General features: G+C 43.0%; 20 protein-coding genes. 1 reads left to right on the top strand and 19 read right to left on the bottom strand.

What is annotated here, in order from left to right; genetic code table 11:
• The first annotated feature begins 260 nt into the window (after positions 1 to 260).
• Complete coding sequence (gene clpB, locus QZ327_RS04375) at positions 261 to 2,855, top strand: ATP-dependent chaperone ClpB (protein WP_294617453.1); 2,595 nt, start codon at positions 261 to 263, stop codon at positions 2,853 to 2,855.
• Between the two features lie 315 nt (positions 2,856 to 3,170).
• Here clpB and QZ327_RS04380 read toward each other — a convergent pair whose 3' ends face one another.
• From QZ327_RS04380 to nusB, 19 genes are all read right to left on the bottom strand, one after another.
• Positions 3,171 to 3,596 carry a hypothetical protein gene (locus QZ327_RS04380; RefSeq protein ID WP_294617455.1) on the bottom strand — a complete coding sequence of 142 codons (426 nt, stop codon included), beginning with the start codon at positions 3,594 to 3,596 and terminating at the stop codon, positions 3,171 to 3,173.
• Between the two features lie 92 nt (positions 3,597 to 3,688).
• Complete coding sequence (locus QZ327_RS04385) at positions 3,689 to 4,105, bottom strand: hypothetical protein (protein WP_294617456.1); 417 nt, start codon at positions 4,103 to 4,105, stop codon at positions 3,689 to 3,691.
• 199 nt (positions 4,106 to 4,304) lie between these two features.
• Complete coding sequence (locus QZ327_RS04390; protein ID WP_294617458.1) at positions 4,305 to 4,730, bottom strand: hypothetical protein; 426 nt, start codon at positions 4,728 to 4,730, stop codon at positions 4,305 to 4,307.
• A 22-nt stretch (positions 4,731 to 4,752) separates the two neighbouring features.
• On the bottom strand, positions 4,753 to 5,295 hold the full coding sequence (locus tag QZ327_RS04395; protein ID WP_294617459.1) for a DUF5043 domain-containing protein: 543 nt from the start codon (positions 5,293 to 5,295) through the stop codon (positions 4,753 to 4,755).
• A 2-nt stretch (positions 5,296 to 5,297) separates the two neighbouring features.
• A complete protein-coding gene (locus QZ327_RS04400; RefSeq protein WP_294617460.1) occupies positions 5,298 to 5,696 on the bottom strand; it encodes a hypothetical protein in 399 nt (132 codons plus the stop codon).
• Positions 5,697 to 5,764: 68 nt separating this feature from the next.
• Positions 5,765 to 6,202 carry a hypothetical protein gene (locus QZ327_RS04405; protein ID WP_294617461.1) on the bottom strand — a complete coding sequence of 146 codons (438 nt, stop codon included), beginning with the start codon at positions 6,200 to 6,202 and terminating at the stop codon, positions 5,765 to 5,767.
• A 56-nt stretch (positions 6,203 to 6,258) separates the two neighbouring features.
• Positions 6,259 to 6,600 (bottom strand): hypothetical protein, encoded by a 342-nt coding sequence (locus QZ327_RS04410; RefSeq protein WP_294617462.1) that lies wholly within the window; start codon positions 6,598 to 6,600, stop codon positions 6,259 to 6,261.
• Between the two features lie 180 nt (positions 6,601 to 6,780).
• Positions 6,781 to 7,197 (bottom strand): hypothetical protein, encoded by a 417-nt coding sequence (locus QZ327_RS04415; protein WP_294617464.1) that lies wholly within the window; start codon positions 7,195 to 7,197, stop codon positions 6,781 to 6,783.
• Positions 7,198 to 7,217: 20 nt separating this feature from the next.
• On the bottom strand, positions 7,218 to 8,585 hold the full coding sequence (locus QZ327_RS04420; protein WP_294617466.1) for a C39 family peptidase: 1,368 nt from the start codon (positions 8,583 to 8,585) through the stop codon (positions 7,218 to 7,220).
• A gap of 45 nt (positions 8,586 to 8,630) precedes the next feature.
• On the bottom strand, positions 8,631 to 9,689 hold the full coding sequence (locus QZ327_RS04425; protein WP_294617467.1) for a hypothetical protein: 1,059 nt from the start codon (positions 9,687 to 9,689) through the stop codon (positions 8,631 to 8,633).
• A gap of 36 nt (positions 9,690 to 9,725) precedes the next feature.
• Positions 9,726 to 11,495 carry a transglutaminase-like domain-containing protein gene (locus tag QZ327_RS04430; RefSeq protein ID WP_294617469.1) on the bottom strand — a complete coding sequence of 590 codons (1,770 nt, stop codon included), beginning with the start codon at positions 11,493 to 11,495 and terminating at the stop codon, positions 9,726 to 9,728.
• Between the two features lie 79 nt (positions 11,496 to 11,574).
• Positions 11,575 to 11,934 carry a DUF3244 domain-containing protein gene (locus QZ327_RS04435; protein ID WP_294617471.1) on the bottom strand — a complete coding sequence of 120 codons (360 nt, stop codon included), beginning with the start codon at positions 11,932 to 11,934 and terminating at the stop codon, positions 11,575 to 11,577.
• A 174-nt stretch (positions 11,935 to 12,108) separates the two neighbouring features.
• A complete protein-coding gene (locus QZ327_RS04440) occupies positions 12,109 to 13,773 on the bottom strand; it encodes a lipopolysaccharide assembly protein LapB (RefSeq protein ID WP_294617473.1) in 1,665 nt (554 codons plus the stop codon).
• A gap of 97 nt (positions 13,774 to 13,870) precedes the next feature.
• Complete coding sequence (locus QZ327_RS04445; RefSeq protein ID WP_294617475.1) at positions 13,871 to 15,373, bottom strand: O-antigen ligase; 1,503 nt, start codon at positions 15,371 to 15,373, stop codon at positions 13,871 to 13,873.
• A 464-nt stretch (positions 15,374 to 15,837) separates the two neighbouring features.
• Positions 15,838 to 16,257: a DUF5606 domain-containing protein gene (locus QZ327_RS04450; protein ID WP_294617477.1), complete on the bottom strand. Its 420-nt coding sequence runs from the start codon at positions 16,255 to 16,257 to the stop codon at positions 15,838 to 15,840.
• 26 nt (positions 16,258 to 16,283) lie between these two features.
• On the bottom strand, positions 16,284 to 16,898 hold the full coding sequence (coaE, locus tag QZ327_RS04455; protein WP_294617479.1) for a dephospho-CoA kinase: 615 nt from the start codon (positions 16,896 to 16,898) through the stop codon (positions 16,284 to 16,286).
• Positions 16,895 to 17,905, bottom strand: a complete 1,011-nt coding sequence (locus QZ327_RS04460; RefSeq protein WP_294617481.1) for a CdaR family protein — start codon at positions 17,903 to 17,905, stop codon at positions 16,895 to 16,897. Before QZ327_RS04460 ends, coaE begins: the two co-directional genes overlap by 4 nt.
• 14 nt (positions 17,906 to 17,919) lie before the next feature.
• Positions 17,920 to 18,249: a preprotein translocase subunit YajC gene (yajC, locus tag QZ327_RS04465; protein ID WP_294617482.1), complete on the bottom strand. Its 330-nt coding sequence runs from the start codon at positions 18,247 to 18,249 to the stop codon at positions 17,920 to 17,922.
• A gap of 39 nt (positions 18,250 to 18,288) precedes the next feature.
• Positions 18,289 to 18,931 (bottom strand): transcription antitermination factor NusB (gene nusB, locus QZ327_RS04470; RefSeq protein ID WP_294617483.1); only part of this gene is annotated, 643 nt, incomplete at its 5' end.

Consider the following 18,931-nt stretch of genomic DNA (forward strand, 5'->3'; position numbering starts at 1 on the left):
GGGAGGAAGCTGAAGAGAAACTTTTTGAAGAAAATTTAAACCGGCTCTTAATCTTTCTTCAAAAAGGAGTGCCCGAAAGAGTATGCCGGCACGGCTTTTCCATTTGCAGGCGGCTTCCCAAGCATCTTGGCACAAATCGGTCATATTGACATTCATATTTCTCCCGTTAACTGAAATTTTGTCTCATTTCTGCTGCTGGCAAATCTTTTGCGCCCCTTGCAGTGTTATAAATCCGATAAAAACAGAAAGGAGAACAATATATGAATTTTAATAACTTTACTATCAAAGCGCAGGAAGCCGTGCAACAAGCGGTAAACCTGACGCAGGCACGGGGACAACAAGCCATTGAACCCGTACACTTGCTTCAGGCGGTAATGAAAGCGGGCGAAAACATCACCAACTTCATCTTCCAGAAGCTGGGTATGAACGGGCAGCAAATCGCACTCGTGCTTGACAGGCAAATCGACTCCCTGCCGAAAGTGTCGGGTGGAGAGCCTTACCTGAGCCGCGAGACGAACGAGGTCTTTCAGAAAGCCATCCAATATTCCAAGGAAATGGGCGACGAGTTCGTCTCGCTGGAACCGATACTGCTGGCTTTGCTGAACACAAGAAGCACCGCCTCCACCATCCTCAAGGATGCCGGAATGACGGAACGGGAACTGCGCGATGCAATCAACGAACTGCGGAAGGGCGAAAAGATTACCTCACAATCCGGCGAAGACAATTACCAGTCACTGGAAAAGTATGCCATCAACCTGAATGAGGCCGCACGAAGCGGCAAGCTGGACCCCGTAATCGGGCGTGACGAGGAAATCCGCCGGGTGTTGCAGATTTTGAGCCGGCGCACCAAGAACAACCCGATTTTGATAGGCGAACCGGGCACGGGTAAAACCGCGATTGTAGAGGGGCTCGCCCACCGCATACTGCGCGGCGACGTGCCCGAAAACCTGAAGAACAAACAGGTTTATTCGCTGGACATGGGCGCACTGGTGGCAGGAGCCAAATACAAGGGCGAATTTGAAGAGCGCCTGAAAGCCGTAATCAATGAGGTGAAGAAGTCGGAAGGGGATATTATCCTGTTTATCGATGAAATCCACACATTGGTGGGAGCCGGCAAAGGCGAGGGAGCCATGGATGCCGCCAACATACTGAAACCGGCACTGGCACGCGGCGAACTGCGGAGCATCGGTGCCACCACCCTTGACGAGTATCAGAAATACTTCGAAAAGGACAAGGCGCTGGAACGCCGGTTCCAAATCGTCATGGTGAACGAACCGGACATGCTGAGTACCGTCTCCATTCTCCGCGGTTTGAAAGAACGGTACGAGAACCATCACCACGTGCGGATTAAGGATGATGCCATCATCGCCGCCGTAGAGCTGAGCAACCGCTACATCACCGACCGTTTCTTGCCGGACAAGGCTATCGACCTGATGGACGAGGCTGCCGCCAAACTGCGCATGGAGGTAGACTCCGTGCCGGAGGAACTGGATGAGATTTCACGCAAAATCAAGCAGTTGGAGATTGAGCGGGAAGCCATCAAGCGCGAAAACGACCGACCCAAATTAGAGCAGATAGGCAAGGAACTTTCCGAACTGAAAGAGCAGGAGAAGTCGTATAAGGCAAAGTGGCAAAGCGAAAAGACGCTCGTCAACAAAATCCAGCAGAACAAGGTCGAGATAGAGAACCTGAAGTTCGAAGCCGACAAGGCGGAACGCGAAGGCGATTACGGCAAGGTGGCGGAAATACGTTACGGCAAGTTGCAAGCGCTGAACCGGGAAATTGAGGAGACGCAACAGAAGTTGCACGAAATGCAGGGCGACAAGGCAATGATTAAAGAGGAAGTCGATGCCGGAGACATTGCCGATGTAGTATCCCGCTGGACGGGCATACCGGTGAGCAAGATGCTGCAAAGCGAAAAAGACAAGCTGCTGCATCTGGAAGACGAACTGCACCAACGCGTCATAGGCCAGGACGAAGCCATCGAAGCCGTAGCCGATGCCGTGCGCCGCAGCCGCGCCGGACTGCAAGACCCGAAACGCCCCATCGGCTCGTTCCTCTTCCTCGGCACTACCGGCGTGGGCAAGACGGAACTTGCCAAGGCGCTTGCCGAATTCCTGTTCGACGACGAAACGATGATGACACGTATCGACATGAGCGAGTATCAGGAGAAGCACAGCGTCTCCCGCCTGGTAGGAGCGCCTCCGGGATATGTAGGGTACGACGAAGGCGGACAGCTTACCGAAGCTGTCCGCCGCAAACCCTACTCCGTCGTTCTGTTCGACGAGATAGAGAAAGCACACCCAGATGTGTTCAACATCCTGTTGCAAGTATTGGACGACGGACGTCTGACGGACAACAAGGGACGCACAGTAAACTTCAAGAACACCATCATCATCATGACTTCCAACATGGGCAGCGGATATATCCAAAGCCAAATGGAGAAACTGAACAGTTCCAACAAAGAAACCATCGTGGAAGAGACCAAGAAGGAAGTGATGAACATGTTGAAGAAGACCATCCGTCCGGAATTCCTGAACCGTATCGACGAGACGATTATGTTCCTGCCGCTGACGGAGAAGGAAATCAAACAGATTGTCGTACTCCAAATCAGAAGCGTACAGAAGATGCTGTCCGGCAACGGCGTGGAACTGGTACTGACCGATGCCGCCATAGATTTCCTTGCCGATGTGGGATATGATCCCGAGTTCGGTGCCCGTCCGGTGAAGCGCGCCATCCAGCACTACCTGCTGAACGACCTGTCCAAGAAACTGCTGGCGCAGGAAGTGGACCGTAACAAACCGATTACGGTGGATGTCAGCACCACCTTAAACGGACTGGTATTCAGTAACTAAACAGAGAAAAACAGCACATAGGAGACAAGTGCTTGAGGAGCCGCCCGAAGGAAGTTAACATCGCAGTTGCAGGAAGTTAACTAAGTATGCGATACGAAGTTAACTAAGTAAGATGTGAATAGTTAATATCGTGCAGCGTAGAATGTTAACTTCCTTTTATATTATCCCATAAGAGACTTATCCCGAACTCATGTTATTCAAGGAAACGTTGGCAGAATTAGTTTAGCATATACTTAACTCTGCCAACGTATAACATAAATACTTTACTACAATATATATAACATTTGATACTACTATATCAATTTAAATACACTATCAGAGTTTCATATTAGTAGGCAAATAAGTAGTAACTTTACCTGTTGTTGTAAATCCCTGAGTAAGATTCTTTACAACCAATTTAGTAGCCGTCAGTTCTAATATCTCAGTTATAAAGACATAACCGGCACCTTTTCTTATGATATAGCGTCCTGTACTGTTTTTACCGACTTTATTACTATCAAACACGGTATCCGGAGAGGAACTTAAATAATAACTATAACTAAAAATACGAAGTTCACCATCAATTTTCATTTCAGTGACAAACTCAGTCTTAGTATATCTGATATATCCGCAATCTCCTTCATAGAAAAAGTCTTGGGGTTCCCAATGCGTACTCATCAATAACTCTTGAGTGATTTTCTGTCCTTGTACAGTTGCAAAGGCAAAAAAACAGTAAAGAATACATAAGACGGTTGTTTTCATATTCAATGATTTTATATCCACAGTTCTCAATTCAAGAAACGCTGGCAGAGTTAATCTATAATATATTTAACCCTGCCAACGTGTAAGATAAGTTACTCAACAGCAGTATAGATTAAAATCCTCTTTTTGCTATTTTCAAACCGAATTTGACTATCATTAATCTCTAAAATTCTTTCACATGATAAATCAGGTTTGGATCCGGGAGATTTCATGATTAGATAAACACCATTCTCACTTTTACCGACTTTACTATTATCAAAAGATTCATCCTTAGTATCACTTAAATAATAAGGAAGTCTACCATTGAAATTATCATAGCCGTAGGCACCTACGAAATAAAACTCCACACTATCCCGAGTATAAACAAACCTAAGACCTACTTCTAAGTTCTCTCCTCCATGCCAAGTTTTGGACATCAATATCTGTTGCACAGTTTTATCTGCCGGTACTTGTGAATATGACAGAACAAACATCGTTAAAACATTAAATAATACTACAAATCTTTTCATAATAATATTTACGAGTTTACCTATAACACACTACTACAACTATATTTCATACTCACCGATTTAAGGTTCGACTCTTTCTATCCAAGGAAACATTGGCAGAATTAATTTAGCATATACTTAACTCTGCCAACGTATAACATAAATACTTTACTACAATATATACAACATTTGATACTACTATATCAATTCAAGCCCACTATCAGAGTTTCATATTAGTAGGCAAATAAGTAGTAACTTTACCTGTTGTTGTAAATCCCTGAGTAAGATTCTTTACAACCAATTTAGTAGCCGTCAGCTCCAAAATCTCGGATATAAAGACATAACCGACACCTTTTCTTATGATATAGCGTCCTCTACTATTTTTACCGACTTTATTACTATCAAAAACGGTATCCGGAGAGGAACTTAAATAATAACTATAACTAAAAACACGAAGCTCACCATCAATTTTCATTTCAGTGACAAACTCGGTCTTAGTATATCTGACATATCCGCAATCTACTTCATAGAAAAAGTCTTGGGGTTCCCAATGCGTACTCATCAATAGTTCTTGGGTACTTTTTTCTCCTTGTGCTGTTACAAATATAAGGAAACGGCAAAAAATATATAAAATAACAACTTTCATACAATGTAACCTTACCACATTCTTATTTAGGTTCCTGTAACCAGCCAAGTACAATATAGTTACGCTTTTTACCCTCGTCAGTAATAGTGAACCAAATATTCTTTTTTAATTCAATCTCTATTTCACGATAAACAGACAGTGGGATTGTTGCGTATGGCTTAATCGAGAGAAACTGAAATTCCACATCTACGACTTTTCCAGTATCAGGATCTATATACATCGTTATTATAAACTTATTTCCTTTTACCCGTCGCTTTTCTGTCAAAGAAAAAGCATTATTCACTATAAAATAACACTTAGACTTTGTCCAGGAGTCTGCTTCAAATTGTTTCCGCCTATTCTGTTCAATACTTATACTTTCACCCGTATATCGATTCACTTGTTCTATCTTTGTAAATTTATTACTTTTATTATAGAGTGTCACAAACTTGGCACCCTCCTGCACATCACATTGATAAGTATACCCATCTTCATAAAAGGTCTTATCATTTGCGTAATAATTTGTTTGAGCTACAGCAGTTAATACGAAGCAACTACAAATTAAGTATAAAATAATCAATTTCATATTCAACAATCTTTGGTTAAATTCTGCAAGTTAAAAAAATTATCTAAGCCAACTCGAGTTTCATTATACAAATAATTCTTATAAGGAGCTAAACTACGGAAAGCGCCAATAAGTTTATTCTCTATATAATCTTCAAGAAAAACACTATCTATACCATCTTTCATAAAACCTGTATCGTCAATATAAATTTGTAATCCAGCAGTTCCTATCAAACGTTTATCCGTTCTATATCCCTCTTCCCACTGACTTTCACTATATTCAGGCAGCGACTGTAAATATATATACTGTGCATAATGAGCCTCTATATCCAAATTCAATAAAGAATTAACATAAGAAGAGGGAGTTTCTTGATATGCTTGATAAGCATACCACATTTCATGAAAAAGGAGATTACTTTCCATATCATCCATTCCTATAGAAATACCAGCTGTACTACCATCAAATCAATTCTGCCAACGTATAGAATAAACTACTTAACAGCAGTATAGATTAAGATTTTTCTTTCATTCCTATTATCAATCCCTTCAAACTTTATATGCTTATCATCAATCTCTAAGATCTTCAGCCAATGTGCTTTAGGCTTGTCACGTGTAGGAGCAGAAGATTTTTCTATTAAGTAAAGTCCATTTTCATCTTTATCAACCTTACTATAATCGAAAAAGCTATCTTTAGTATCACTTAAATAATAGGGGATTTTTCCTTTAAAATTATCATAACCGTATGCACCCACAACATAAAATTCCATACTGTCATGAGTGAAAACAAACCTCATACCGACTTTGGGAGTGTCACCAAAATGCCAAGTCTTAGACATCAATATCTGTTGCACTGTTTTATCTGCTGGCACTTGTGAATATGACAGAACAAACATTATCATAATACCAATCAATAATACTTTTCTCTTCATAATGATATTTACAAATTTACTTCCAAAACACGATTATATCAACTTACGCCCCATTCTCAAAATTTCATATCTGTGGACAAATAGACCGTCACTTTACCAGTCGTCGTAAATCCCTGAGTAAGATTCTTTACAACCAATTTAGTAGCCGTCAGTTCTAATATCTCGGATATAAAGACATAACCGTAACCTTTTCTTATGATATAGCGTCCTATAGTACATTTACCAATCTTACTGCTGTCAAATACGGTGTCGGGAAAAGGACTTAGATAATAATCACTATATACACTATCAGTTTTATTATCTATTTTCTCTACATATATATCTCGTGTCTTGGTATACCTGACATATCCGCAATCTCCTTCATAGAAACAATCTTGGGGTTCCCAATACGTACTCATCAATAACGAACTCTTGAGTCGTTTTCTGCCCTTGTACAGTTGTAAAGGCAAAGAAACAGCAAAGGATGCCCAGGACGGTTGTCTTCATATTCTATGATTTATAACTTACAATTCTCTGTCCAAGAAATGCTGACAGGATTAAACTATAGCATATTTAACCCTGCCAACGGACTGAGTCTATTATTTTACAGCAGTATAGATTAAGATTAACTTTCTCTCATTCTCACTCCGAATTTGATTATCATTAATCTCTAAAATTCTTTCTATGATTAAATCGGGTTTAGATCCGGGAGATTTCGTTATTAAATAAATGCCATTCTCCTTTTTACCTACTTTGCTATTATCAAAAGATTCATCTTCAATGTCACTCAAATAATAAGGGAGCTTACCATTGAAATTGTCATAACCGTAGGCACCTACAAAATAAAACTCCACACTATCACGAGTAAATACAAACCTACAACCCTTTTTCAAATCCTCTCCCATATGCCAAGTCTTGGACATCAATATCTGTTGCACACTCTTACCTGTCGGTACTTGCGAATACGACAGAACTACTATTGTCAAAGTGTAAAATAATAATACAATTCTCTTCATAATAATATTTGTTTGATTCTTTATTTATCTTTTTCTCTTATAGTATAGAAAGTAATTCCCTTAAAAGGATTAGATTCGTCTTCTTGTCTTAATGTACCGGACATTGGATCCATAAAAATTATAGAATTATCCGTTGAATCATATCCCACGAGTACTATAGCATGACCACCACCATCCACAGATGCTGTGACATAGACTATATCTCCATTATCTATACTGGCTATAGAATTGTTACAGGGCGAAACATTAAAATAAAATTCTAATAATCCTTGTAGTTGCTGTGAGTTTACCCCATTCATTGATTTATCATTTGTCAACTTTAAATATTTCATTATAGCCTCCCCTTGTGTTACATTCTGCCCGAATATTTGTGCCATATAAGAAATAGCAGAAAACACGCAAGTATTTGCTATTTGTGACTGGTTTACATCCATTTTCGTTGGTATACCCCCTCTTGCAAATTTATCATTAGGAGAAGGAGTATATTTTTTTCCTAAGGGTTTGTTTCCTTTCCCTACATTATCCTCCGTATTTCCACTATCACCGCCTTCATATTGGCATTCACCATTGCAATAAGGACTTCCACATAAAGGGCATCCAGTTTCATCTTCCACCCATTCATCATAGCAATAGTCTTCCACTGTGTAATCATAGAAACAATCAACTCCGTTTTCTACATATCCCTCACCCATATCGTAACCATAGTGGTAACAAGTTTCATACTCCACCAAATGAGGTTCGCAAACTGTCACATACGACCGGGTTTGAACCTTTCCTACATTGCCGTCCGCTGAAGAGTCCACCACCGATATTGTTCCAATCTTTTTCCCATTCTTATAAATCTCGCCCCAAAGCAGATTCCCCTCCAAGGTGAAGTAACGTATCTCACCGGAAAAGGCATCCAGCTTGTCCAACCGCAGGGATTTGACCTTCTTATGCTTATCAATCACATAGGAAAAATCGCCGGTAATGTAAACAACGGTGTAAATATACTCATTTTCCTGTGTTTTCTGCACCAATAACCGAATATCCGTATTGCTATACTTCTCATCATCAGGAAGCAATGTATCGTCCGTTTTCTTCCTACCAAAGACTTTAACCAATGGTATATTGAACGGTACATTGGCAAATGCCCCATCTTCATTACTATAAATCTCTCCCTTCTGCCAAAGGGGAGTAATGACCGGCGTCTTCTTGCCGTTTCTGGTACCCGGATTTGTGGTAAGAGGTCTAATCTCCAACGATTTGGCATTTCTTTCGAATGCAGACTTTGCCTCATCAATCGAAAAATCCACCTTGGCAGAACGAGTGTACAGACTGCTGATTTCGTCCATGCACGATGCTATTACCAAGCCAATCAATAGAATTAATGAAATCTTTTTCTTCATAAATAGTATATAATATGTTGTATAATAATAATCCTACAGCCTAAGTTAGAGTTTCACCCCTTTTCGTTTCATCTTCTTATTGTATTTATACACCCACCATCCTTGCCACTTAAGGTATTCCTTGGCAGAGAAAAGAGGTCTCACCGTTTCCTGAAAAGTCGTGTTCAGTTCGGAAAGCTGCTTATGCTTATCCTGAACCGATAGTTTCTTCTGACGGTTTATATTGTACTCTCCGATGGCATACCTGCTATAAGCCTTCTTAAAATCGGTTACTTGCGATGGGGTCAGACCATATTTACGGGTCAGGATGTTATCCATTACAGCATTATTCACTCTCTTCCAACGGTTTGCCACATCTGTCGGCAAAGCTGCAAAAATCGCCCGTTCCTTTTCCTGCTCGTTGTTAATGAAGTCCACCTCTTTATCTGCGCTTTTCTTTCCACTCTTGAAGATTTCCGCCTTCTTCAAACGATAAGTGCGCTCCACATCAGTTATCGCAAGCGCCTGTTTATACGAGACAGCATATTTATCCATATTGCTATACGCATTAAATTCCCGTTCACGATAAGCGATATACCAGTTTCCTACTTCATTGCCCAGTAGCTGACGGATTTCATTGTTCAGCCTTTCAAGTAAGATTTCCCGTTGTTCCCATTTCTCGCTCTCCGCGGCAGAGCCCGCCAGTATCCTGTCGCGCAGCTCTTGGCATTCTCTCTCGGCAGTATACACCTTACGCATAACCTCACGAGGTACAAGCCGGGTTTCGCTCAATACAAAATAGCGCTCGTTGTTTTGGAAAAGTTGGTTCCACGAACGGTATCTTCCTTTTGAAAACACTTGGCTCACCCTGTCGCCATACTTTTCGAAAAGTTTCTTTTGCTTTGCCCGAAACTGTTGGGAAGTCATCTTTTTACTCTTCAGCAAATCATTGTCCCGTTGCAAGTCCAGCAGGATTTTATCATACGCCTCAACTTTCAGGCTATGAATCCGATACGTTTTCATCAGGTATTCCTTGCGCTTCTTCGCATCCACGCCCGGAATGCCTTGCGAATACACCATACTTACTGCCAAGAGCAGCAGTAAAGACAAAATAGTTTTTCTCATAAGTTGAAATTAATAATTAATATATAAAAGGATTATCTACCACCATATCTGTTTGCCATTCTGATACGTAAAAGGTCGTTCCTCGCGCCCCTTAGTCAGGTTGCGCAACCACAGCAACGCCCCTTTCGGCACATTGCCGTATACCAAACTGTCCGCATCGGCTATCTGCTGCCCCAAGCTGTTCCAACCGTTCCGCCAATAGAACAATTCGTAAAGGTTTCCCGGGAAAACGGCATTATCGTCATTACGAGGTGCAAAGCCGATATAACCTATTCGCCGAGGACGATAGAGGTCGGCTCCCGCCCACATTCCGAAGACTTTACCAAGTTCACAATAGGTCAGAGGGTCCGAATCATAGATGTTCTTCACCACTTCCTCATCTTCCACGCTTTCACAGACCATCGGCCGAAAAGCCAACTCCCCACCATCGGTATCATACAGTTTAAATTCCGCAATGCTGAAAGTCCCGTTGGGACGATGATATCGTACATAACGGTACGCTTTGCCGGTTTCAATCCGCACTCGTTGCATCTTGCTTTCGGGCACTACCACAATCGACAACAGTTCTTCCGCATCCGAAAAGTCCGCCTTGTTCGCCCCCTCAAACACGCCCAGCAGCATCAGTTTGGCAAAGTTCACGATGCGGCTGTTCAGTGGATACTTCCGGGTCAGTACCACGCTTTCGCAAGATGCGGTGTCTGGACGAATCTCACGAATGGAATCGTCCGAAACAATCAAGAGATTTCCCGCAGGCAATACTTCACCGTTGTGCCAAAGCGATGGAAGATAGACGATTCCGTCACCCAAATCAAGTGCTTCCACATCATCCGTTTTCTGTTTCTTCGTTCCCGTACCTACAGCAGCGAAACAGGGAGTTGCCGACTTTGCGACAGGTATCCAGCCATTAGGCGAAAAAATTGAAAGATAATGTGGACCGTTTGTATCGCTCCCCCGTTGACTGTCGACATCACGAAAACCAATCCGGTGCAACTCCGTAACATCCCGTATATCGCCACAGCGAAACAGTTCGGGAACCGTCTCCCTGTCTGCTACCGCTCCTTGCATTCCATACATTATACGATATACTTTAGGAGTTTTCCTGAAAAGATAGCCATCGCCCGTCTTCCGGTCGGTATTCTGCAACGGATAGATTCCCCCATCGGGTAAGATAACGGAAGCAAACGAATGCCCGTTATTGCTGCTTCCCCAATAAGGTACAAATTCATAGGCGGCAGGAATACCGGCAGCCCTCAGAGCCATAACGAGCAACACCGTACGGTCATCACACTTCCCATAGCCATCACGAAGAAGCGTGGAATAGGATTTCGGCAAATCTTTATAGTTGTCGGGCGAAAGCTCCAGTTTTATGGAAGCATTGATAGAATCGGCTACAACTTTCAGATCGCGGAACGTAGCCGGATGAAAATGTCCTCCGCAATCCCATTTCCAATAATACTCCAAAGGCTCATGGGCAATCCGGTAAGGAAGGATATACTCCAAAAACTGTTCAAAACTATATTCTCTCAGAAACGCGGACTTCTCCCGCAAGCGAAAAGAGTATTCCAACGAAGCTATCAACGAATCGGCTTTCACCACAGCTACATCTTCTATCACCTCATTATCTGCTGCAATCGAATACTTACCGAGCATATTGCCAACCAAAAAACAGGCAGCCTCGTACCGTTCTTTGTCACCACACTGTTTGTAGTGCTCTAAAAAGTGCGCCAGCTCTTTCTGATTGCCGACTGCCTTTCCCACCACATTCCACGCATCCGTTTCATACCTGTTGGATGAACAACCACACATAAGTAGGGATACAACAATCCCTGTACAAAATAAAATCCTGTACTTCATAATTGGTAGTTCTGTAGAGTAAAGCCTGATTCTATAAAGAGAAGTCTCCACTGAAGCGTCGACCGCCGACTTCGACCTCTAAGAGATAATCGCCTTCCGAAAAGCAATCGTTTATATCAAAGATATAGCCTTCCGAAGATTCCGTCACAAAATCAGTATAGACAACTCCTCCGGCGGCATCCTTCACCGTTACCCGGAAATAGTCTACCTGAACAGGAAAATAAATACTGATAATACCTCTGTCGTGACTGGCAACAGGGACTACAGATATGGAACGTTTGTCTATTTCCTCATCCTCATGAGCCGGTTCTTTCCATCCGATAGGTTCCGCTTTTACCAAACTTACAAAACACAATAAAAAACACGCACATACATAAAGTAAACGTTTCATAGTATCCATTCTTTTTTTAGTTATTATTTGCCTGTAAAGAAAAAGAAGAATATCATCAATCGCTTTCTATATCAGTGTACAAATAATGTACAATTATAGCGAAATTGTACAATGAGAGTTCTAAAATCGTACAATAAGGAAATCCATATCTGTCATCAGGAAAGTGTATACTCCTTATAATGAATATATAAATTCGTCCCACTGCTTAGGACTTCCTTTTTTCCGAAAGACCTTTTCGTACAACCGACGACGAGTAGCGGAAACGGATTCTCTCGTATGATTCGTCAGCTTTGCCATATCCACAGGCTGAATATTGATTTTTATCAAAAGGCAGATATGAATCTCATGACAGCTGAACGAATGTAGCTTTTGCAAATTCTTGATAAATTCTCCATACGTATCATTCACCGCACACTCCAACGCGTTCCAATCTTCATCGGTGACTCTACACGCCGAAGCCTGCGCCTGTTCTTTAAAGAATCTATAAATATCAGAACTGAAAAAGACTGTCTGCTTCATTTCTCTTTCGTTCAATTCTATTTCAGCCTGTTTGTTGGTATACAACATTACCTCTTTTTGTCTCTGCAATTGAATTTTCAAGTCGTCATTCGCATGCCCCATACTCTGCAACCGGTTCTCCAATTCTTCCATCTGCTTTTTGTTCTCTTCGATGAACTGCGAGCTTCTCCGATGTTGTTCCTCCTGCAATCGATGGAGGTTATCCAATTGGACATGAAGTTGCAACCTCCGCCGCCTGTTATATTGCAGACAAGCAACGGTAAGAGCTGCCAGTACAAAACCGACAGACAACATATAAACCATAATGCGTTCCTTACGTTCGTTCTCCGCCTTCAGCTGTATATTCTCTTTTTCACGTAACTGATAATTGTAAAGAGAATGCATTTTCCGAATAGTCTCCATATCGGTTATCCTCCGGATGGAATCCGCACAGTGCGTATATTGCTGCAAGTACAAGATTGCAACTTCCGGCTCACTCCGCAACAAGGCTATCTCTGCCAAACTTCTGTTAGCCGCCTGTTTGGCGTAGATGGTACCACATTTCAGCAACTCCTTGTAATAGTAACAGGCGGAATCCACATTCCCCGCCCTATGATATAGTTTCGAAGCGATGGAATATACCGCGCTCTTGCTGGGACGGCGTAAGTTTGCCAACGAAGACTGCAAATGGCTCTTCGCCAAATCGTATTGTCCCAACTCTATATAAAGACTCGCCATCTGATTCTCTACGATATCCATAAGCCGTCGGTTCTGTAAAGCAGAAGCCAGATCGTAGGCTTTCCGGTAGTAGTGTAAAGCAGAATCGGGCTGTTCCATATATCTCCATATTCCCGCCACGTCCCGCAAGTCGAACACCATCCCGGCAGTGTCTTTCAGCAGTATGTCATAGCAGTAGGCCTTCCTGAAACTTTCAGCAGCTTCCTCATATAAGTCCTGCTGCATAAACAGCGTTCCTATCTGGCTGCATATCCTGCTCCTGAGCGGATATTCCTCCCTTGTTCCGAGTGCATCCGTTGCTTTTTCCAAACAATCCAATGCTTGCGGCGCATCACCCAAGTCGCGGTACACCCGCCCTGCATAATAATAAGCTTCGGGCAGATGCCGCTTGTCATTTTTCAGGACATAATAATCCAGTACCTGCAATATCAGGCCGTCCGACGTATGACGGATGTAAGCCTTGTCCTTTGCTTTGATGCAGAGCAATTGATAGTACATCCGGACAGACCGGGAAGCCGAAGCCATTTCATCCGCCATACCATCCAACAAGGCAACGGCACTGTCGGGTTTCACGCCGATAAGGCTGTCTGCCACGATAAACATCCGTGGATAGGGTTTATTTTCACAGGCGCAAAAAGTCGGCAAAATAATGAGAACCAATATATAATAATGTATCATGCTTTGTTTCATAGTATCTGTATTATGGTTTATAAGTTTTCAAAAACTCCCTGACTTCAACTTTCCGCTTTAAAGTATAAGAATTTTCCATCTTCAGAGACATTTCCAATATTTCCCGTGCCGTCTCTGCCGCATTCCGCATCCTGCCTGTCCGGCAATATAGCTTAAACAACAGATATTTAGGACGCATCCGGGTAGGAACCATATAAGAGGCTTCCACATAATACCTCTCGGCTGCATTCAGCGAATCCCTGTTCAGATACAACTCTCCTATATCGCACCAGTTCTCGCAAGTGGGTAACACCAGCCCTATCTTTTCAGAAGACGCAAGCTCCGGACGGTTCACCAAGACTTGCGCATACAACATATTCAGGCGGGGATATTCCGCTATACGATGGAAATTCCGTCCCACGTATTGCTCTGTCCGATCGTCTGCCGCCACTATCTCCTTTTGCAGGATTTTGCCCGCCTCTTTGATAAAGTTGTATTCGAGATACCCCAACAACAGAGCTACCGCCAACATCCCCGCCGCCACCACATTGCCCCATCTACGTGTTCTCCGAGGCGCAGAAAGTCCCAGCAACACCGGAAACAATACCAGCAAAGCATTTACGAAAACGGGATAGGAAAACATCGAAAAAGCCAGCAACGCGACAAGCGGGGCACGTATCTTCCGCTCAGCCGCATACATCGTCAACACCAATGCAACGACAAAAAACAACAGCCCTACCGCCCCCAGCTCTATCCAACAATGCAGAAATTCATTATAAGGATACGCCGCATTGTCTGCCACTTTCGCAAATTCCGAGTGCGGATGCCTTTCGAAATAGGCAGCCTGATAGTGCATATAATGCTTGTTGAAAGAAGAAAGCCCATGACCGACCAACGATTTGTCGCATATCATATCGGCACACACCCGCCATATCAGCATCCTCCCCTTTGCCGACTCGCTGCGGTAGTTGAATGTAATGACGGACAATACTACAACAGCGGTGGCTACCAATGGCACCGCCCACCTCTTACAGTGTTTCACAATACGCATCACCTGTGCATGGAACAAGGCTGCCATCCCCAATAACGAAGCAATCCATGCCGCCCGTGAGTCTGCCAGCGCCACTGTATATGCAAGGACGAACGATGAAAAAAGAAGCAGCAACCGAACGTATCTATCGGTACGTTCCATAAACAATGCCACAGCAACGACCAATGCCACCGCCTGAAATCCTCCCAATTGTCCGGGATTGCCCAACAATCCTGTCACAGGAAACATCGGATGGTTGCTTTCCATCCATCCCACTTGCTGCCCGATGGCAACCGCTGCCTGAACCACTCCAACCAATACAATGACAGCAAGTATAGGAAACCGGTTAGCCGAAAGCCTTGCTCCCCAATAGAACAATGCCAATACGAGCCATCGGATATAGATAAAACTGTCGGCTTCGAGCCCGGCAACGAAGATACCCGACAGGATGCCCCACAAGAAAAACAGTCCCAACAACTTATGTCCCATTATCATTTGCATCATACTATCATGTTATTGCCCATAAAAGTACAATATATCCGCACCTAACACAAGCTTTCCAGCTGATTAATCCTTACAAAACGATTCATATCTCCCTACGGCTTCACTGATTTCCCCACAAGCTTGTTTGAATCCTCAAGTTTACTTGTTATAAATCGCAAGTTTAACCGCAATAAACTCACAGTTTGCTCGCTATAAACCGGCAGTATACCCACGGTTTGTTGGCATAAGCCTAAGGTTTGTTTGTGTAAACCTTAGGTTTACCAGCATCAACCTCAGCGTTAGTCAAGGGCTTATAAACATAAACAAGGAGAAGGGAAATCAGAATACCATAGAAAATAGGTACGGGTTATACGGAATTTCGCAGATTCTTTTCATTTATCTGAGAAATTCCGTATAACCCGTACCTGAAAAAGCGTGTGATTGGGAACCGTTGCAACCGGCTCTGCAAGAGATACCGGCAACCTTTATTCGGCAGCAACTTCTTCGGCGGCGGCATCTTCAAAATCCGTCATGCCGCTTGCCACCAACAGGTTATACCAAGAAATCAGTTTCTTGATATCCGATACATAAACACGGTCACGGTCAAAGTTAGGCAACACTTCCGCCAAATAGGCCTGAAGTTCTTTTGCGGAAGCTTTCTTCACATCCAATGCCACGGCAGCACCGTTCTCTTTTTGCTTCATCGCAAGAAGCACATCCTTCAAAGGTACTTCATCCGCATCCGTATACATGGCGATATCGCCCAAAGAGATAATCTTCTCGTTGCCGTAAGCAGGGCAACGTTTCTTATCAGCGAGCGACTCCACAATCAACATATTCTTTCCTTGAGAAATGAGTTTATACAATCCCGGTTTACCGGAAATAGACAAGATAGTCTTCAACATAGTATATTCTGTTTTGTAATTAGTAGTTATTTTTTCGGTGGGCAAAGATAGGTATTATTTTGGGACAGCGAAGCAATTAACGCCAAAACCTGCGGAATTAACGGTGTTTCACCATCATTCACTATCACAAAATCTGCCAGCCTGCGCTTTTCCTCATCGCTCATCTGACTACGGATGCGTCTTTCTATCAGTTCACGCGAGGAAGCGTCCCTCTTCATGGCACGCCGCACCCGTACCTCTTCGGGAGCATACACCGTGACAACCACATCGACCTCACCCGCAAACCCTGCCTCTATCAGTATGGCGGACTCAATACCCACTATCGGAAAGGCAGAACGTTTCTCTGCCCATCGTCTGAAATCTTCCTTGACACGCGGATGAACAATACCGTTCACCTGCCCGGCATGTTCGGGATCTCCAAAAAGATAGGAAGCAAGCAAAGATTTGTTCAACACCCCACCGGCATATACCTCCTCACCCAGCAAAGACACCAGTTCATTACGAATACAAGCATCTGTTACCATAAGTTGTTTGGTTTCCGTATCAGATATGTAGACAGGAATTCCCATCACTTCCAACAGACGGGATACGACACTTTTTCCACTGCCGATACCTCCGGTTATACCCATCTTAAGAGTCATAACGAAGGAGAGATTTGTTCGATTAGAAAGTCAACCTGTTCCGGATTGAAGCGCACCTGGCTCACTCCTTTAGGGATATTCTTCAACCGTACCGTGTATTTGTCCGAACCCAAACGCAGCAATTCTTCATACGAGACATAGATATGAAAATCATCCGCCGTAATTTGCCGGAAATGACTGAGACCCACCTGAAAAGTTACCTGCACCTTCGAGGGGAAAGCACGCAACACTTTATCGGCAGGAAAATTCACTCCATGCAACGGCACTTCCACCGTCTTCTCCGTATAAATATCTACAGGCAACATCAACTCGACCGAAGCAGGTACGAACTTGACTCCCCGTTGCGCACGCAAAGGCACTTGCAACCGCAATGTATCGGAAATATCCACCTGCTTGACCGGCTGCGTATAGACAGCGGTTATAGTATCCAACACTCCTGCCGGCGCATACGCCAAAACCGAGTCCGGACTAAAAATCGTATCCGACAAGTAATACTGGCGACCGGCGCCGACCGTTCCCGACAACCTGACAGGTACCAACTTGGACTTTCCCGTAGCATAAATATACTCCAACGTATCCGGCTTCATGGAAAGCAAACGGGTAGATACATTCAGCTGGCTCAGTATCTTCTTCTCAAACTGAGAAGCGTAAATGCGCACATGATTATCTACAGCTTTATAATCGGAAAAGTTGAGCGTAACCGGATAGAAGCTCTTTCCCAACATATAATTGAGTAGAACCGTGCCTTTATCCTTTAACTTAATACGGAGTTCGGAAACCGGCTCTGACGTAATCACCGTATTATTGGGCACGCCACGCAAACGTACCGGAATGGAAAACTCCGCTTCATAGTCATTATTCAGCGTCTGCAACAACCAGAAACCACCTGCTATGAAAAAGAAAAATAAAAAAACAAAGAACTCCCTGCTCTTAGCACTGAGCAGGAAGTCCTTTGTTTTCCGGGTTACATTAAGATAAATACGTCTTATATTCCTACGATTAAACATAGGCTGCAATCTATTTATTTGGAAGCTTGGTTGCTGTTTGCATCAGCAGCTGCAGCAAAAATAGAGTTCTTGTCAATATGGATTTTAACGTTGGAAGCTATTTCGAGCACTACATCATTATCGTTAATTTCCTTGATGATGCCGTGAATACCTCCGGCGGTAATAACCTTCTGGTTTACTTGAAGAGATTTACGGAAGTTTGCAATCTCTTTTTGCTTTTTATTTTGCGGACGAATCATAAAGAAATACATGATGGCGAACATAGCTATCAGCATAATCCACATCATAGTTCCATCCGGACCTGCAGGAGGAGCTTGCAGGAAAAATACAGTCATTAAATTCATAAATATTCCGTTTTAGTTTTTAATTACTGAACAAAGGTATCAGTTTTTTGACAATTTCCCTTGTTTTTTCAATTCCTTAACTATCCCGTCAAGAGTTCCATTGACAAAGCTACCACTCTTTACAGTACTGTATACTTTAGCAATGTCCACATACTCATTTAACGAAACACTGACAGGAATGTTCGGAAAACTCAATATCTCCGCCAATGCACACTGCATAATCACCACGTCCATGAAAGCCACACGATCCAAATCCCAGTTACGTGTGTTTTCACTGATAAGATGACGATAGTAGTCACAATTCAGAATGGTACGACGGAACAAACGACGGGCGAACTCCTGATCTTCGTCATCTTTAAATTCGGGCAACAAAGCTTGATCGGCACCGTTCTTCTCATCAAAACGCTTGATTGTTTTTAAAACAAACGTATCAACGATTTCTTTGTCATCGTTCCAATAAAGGCTCTGATCTTCGAGCAACACATCAAGTTCCTCGTTATTGAAAATAAATGTCTTGTAAAGTTTTCTCCACAATTCACGGTCTCCTTCATACGTATTTTCAGAAGAAGCCATATATTCCTTATATATATCAGAGGCTGCAATCTTTTCAAACAATCCTTTGACGAAATCTTCATCATTTGCCCAAGTACGTTTCTGATTGGAGATAAAATCCGTCAATTGC

This window comes from uncultured Bacteroides sp. (genome assembly GCF_910578895.1).
Classification (GTDB): Bacteria; Bacteroidota; Bacteroidia; order Bacteroidales; family Bacteroidaceae; genus Bacteroides.